This is a genomic window from Halalkalibacter lacteus (assembly GCF_036663595.1).
Taxonomy (GTDB): Bacteria; Bacillota; Bacilli; order Bacillales; family Bacillaceae_D; genus Halalkalibacter; species Halalkalibacter lacteus.
On the sequence record NZ_JAWRVL010000328.1, the window covers coordinates 1 to 255 of the forward strand.

General features: G+C 63.5%; 1 protein-coding gene. It reads right to left on the reverse strand.

All coding sequences use genetic code 11. From position 1 onward, the window contains the following. Window positions 1–12: 12 nt before the first annotated feature. Window positions 13–255: hypothetical protein (locus tag SAZ04_RS22540; protein ID WP_332699939.1), on the reverse strand; the 243-nt coding region annotated here is incomplete at its 5' end.

Below are 255 nucleotides of genomic sequence, written 5' to 3' on the forward strand. Positions count from 1 at the left end.
GGCGCGGTCTGTTCAGGGTTTCTGCTCAGCGATGCCGCGGCGGAACCGTTTTTTATAAAGCACGCCTACCCCCCCGCCCAGACCCTGCCGGTTCTTCATCGGTACCACGACGCGGCCGTCCGCATCAGCGATCCCCGTTTTGCGATGATCCGGACCAATTGCCACATTCGCCTGACGACGCCGCGCCACCTGGCCTGCCGGCAACAGGAATGCACCATCGGCGTCGTCGAACCGGTCGAATTCCGCCTCGAAGAC